This is a genomic window from Chrysiogenia bacterium (assembly GCA_020434085.1).
Lineage (GTDB): Bacteria > JAGRBM01 > JAGRBM01 > JAGRBM01 > JAGRBM01 > JAGRBM01.
The window spans coordinates 1-2,291 of the sequence record JAGRBM010000218.1; the positions used below are offsets into that span (position 1 = coordinate 1).

The following is a 2,291-nucleotide window of genomic DNA, read 5'->3' on the forward strand; positions in this document are numbered from 1 at the left end:
CTGCGCCGCGCGCTGGCCAAAAACCCGGCCACCCCGCACGGTCACCGCGCGCGGATCATCTCCGAAATGACCGCCTACGAGCTGCGCGAAGTGCTCATCGATTGTTCCTCCCACCGGCACATCGTCGTGATGGTGGAAGAAGAACTCGATTCGCGCCCGGGCGACGGGCGCAGCAAACCCAAGCGCCCCATGTCGCGAGAAGAAATCGAAGCCGCGCTCAAGGATCTCAAGAAGCGCCGCAAGCCCGCGCGGAAGAAAAGCGCCGCGGACATTCGCGGCGCCAGCGCCGACGAGCTTCCCCGGCCCCAAAGCGAGGAGGAACAGCCATGCGAAGAGTCCTGATACTTGGCGCGGCGCTGCTGCTCGCACTGCCGGCGCTTGCGCGCGCCCTCGAAGCGAGCGTCGTCGTTGTCGAATCCACGGCGCCGCTCAAGAGCTGGAACAAGAGCGCGAAAGCGCGCCTGCCGGCCGGGGAGCTCGAAGCCGCCACGCCGGGCCATGAGATCTATTTCGCGTTCGCAACGCGCGGGCTGCTGCGCGGCAAGGACGGCAAGTGCCACGCCTGGGTCGACTTCGAGGTGCGCGCCCCCACGGGCGAGCTGCTGATGCGCCACCGCAAGTGGCCCGAGCTGCGCCGGAAGATTCACCCCGAGGACATCGGCAAGTGGTCGCTGCTGCTCCCGCCGCTGGACCTGACCTTCGGCGTGGGTGACCCCGCAGGCGACTGGGTCATCAGCGGCACCCTCTACGACGCCGTCGCCGAGCAGAGCATCCCCTTCGAGCGCAAGCTGAAGCTCATTCAAAGTGAATCCCGCTAAGTTGCCGCCCCCGCGCGGGTCGGTCATCTTTCGGGGCCTCAACTCCAAAGTTTTCCTAAGGAGCCTCCCATGTTTCCCTCGATGCACGATGATCCGCGCTATTTCACCGAAGAGCACCGGGCCTTTCGCGAGCAGCTTCGCAAGTTCGTAGAGAGCGAACTGGTTCCCCATGCCGAGGAATGGGAAGCGGCCGGGATGTTCCCCAGCGAGGTATTCCGCGAGCTCGGAAAGCGCGGCTTCCTGGGCGGCGGTTATCCGTTGGAGCACGGCGGCAGCGGCGGCGACTACTTCTTTACCTGCGTGCTGGCCGAGGAAATGGCGCGCTGTCGTTCGGGCGGCGTCACCATGGGCACGCTCGCCCATAGCGAGTTCGGGCTGCGCATCGTCTCGGACCTGGGAACGCCCGATCAGATCGAGGAAATCGTCAAGCCCTGCCTGGCCGGTGAGAAGATCGCCGCCATCTGCGTTTCCGAGCCCGATGCCGGATCCAACGTGGCGGGCGCGCAGACCTATGCCCGGCGCGATGGCGACGACTACGTCGTCAGCGGCTCGAAGATCTACATTACGAATGGCACCCGCGCCGATTATCTGACCATGGCGGTGAAGACGACCGAAGAAGGCGGCCACCACGGCATGAGCTTCATCTGCTTCCCCACCAAACTCGATGGCAAACCCACGCCGGGATTCGAGGTCTCCAAGTCGCTCAAGAAGCTGGGCATGAAGAGCTCGGACACCGCCCTGCTCTCCTTCGATGAGTGCCGCATCCCCAGGCGCTACCTGCTGGGCGAAGAGAACAAGGGCTTCTACTACATCATGCGCAACTTCCAGGGAGAGCGCCTGATCGCCGCGCAGATGAGCAACATGCGCGCGCGTCGCGCCATGGAAGATACCTGGCGCTACATGGGCGAGCGCAAAATCTTCGGCCGCTACCAGCGCGAGTTCCAGGAGCTGCGCCACTGGATGGCCGACATGCTCGCCCACCTGCTGGGCATGGAAGCCTTCACCTACGAAGTGACCAAGCGCTACATCGAGGAGAAAGACCCGCCGAGCAAGGTGGTCTCCATGGTGAAGTACTACTCCACCGAGCTCTCCCACCACATTACCGACCGCTGTCTGCAGATCCACGGCGGCATGGGCTACATGGACGAGACGCCGATCTCGCGCGCGTGGCGCGACGGCCGCCTCTCCACCATCGGCGGCGGCGCCAGCGAGGTGATGAAGGAAGTCATCGTCAAGGACATCGTGCGCGAAGGCGGCGGCACCGAAGACAACTCCCTCTACAGTCCCGAAGAGATCGAGCTCAAGAACCAGGCGACACGCTTCATCCGCGAGAAGATCATGCCGCGCATCGAGGAATGGGAGAGCAAGGGCGAGATGCCCAAAAGCGTCTTCCAGGAATTCGGCGAGCAGGGCTACCTGGGCATTCGCTTTGACGAGCAATCCGGCGGCGCGATCATAACCGAGCCCGGCTTG

General features: G+C 64.2%; 3 protein-coding genes. All 3 read left to right on the top strand.

Going from position 1 to position 2,291, the window contains the following annotated elements:
• Nucleotides 1-342 (top strand): hypothetical protein (locus tag KDH09_07125; protein ID MCB0219447.1); only part of this gene is annotated, 342 nt, incomplete at its 5' end.
• A complete protein-coding gene (locus KDH09_07130) occupies nt 327-818 on the top strand; it encodes a hypothetical protein (GenBank protein ID MCB0219448.1) in 492 nt (163 codons plus the stop codon). The genes KDH09_07125 and KDH09_07130, both read left to right, overlap by 16 nt.
• A 69-nt stretch (nt 819-887) precedes the next feature.
• Nucleotides 888-2,291: acyl-CoA dehydrogenase family protein (locus tag KDH09_07135; GenBank protein ID MCB0219449.1), on the top strand; the 1,404-nt coding region annotated here is incomplete at its 3' end.